This window comes from Flammeovirga sp. AWQ4_249, assembly GCF_056161045.1.
Map to the genome: position 1 here is coordinate 1 of NZ_JBSWYJ010000159.1, position 241 is coordinate 241.

Annotated in this window: 1 protein-coding gene; it reads right to left on the bottom strand. The window is 41.5% G+C overall.

Features of this window, described 5'->3' with window-relative positions; translation table 11 throughout:
- Window positions 1–241 (bottom strand): YDG domain-containing protein (locus ACXAHM_RS26480; protein ID WP_474967088.1); only part of this gene is annotated, 241 nt, incomplete at both ends.

Here is a 241-nt window from a genome sequence, read left to right on the forward strand (position 1 = left end):
CTTAATGTTGCTCCAGAAATAACAGCTTCTGTATTGCCATCATACACTTTGTTTTCCGCTACCGCATTTGTTACAGTAAGTGCTGCTGCTGATATATCAGCCGTGAATCCTGATGGTTGTGTAAGGGTGTAATTACCAGCATCAGTACCCGATAGACTCATTGAAGAGGTAACGCTAATACCTGTTCCAACATCTTTTGAGGCAAATGTTCCAGCTGTTCCATCCGTCAATGTAACAATAT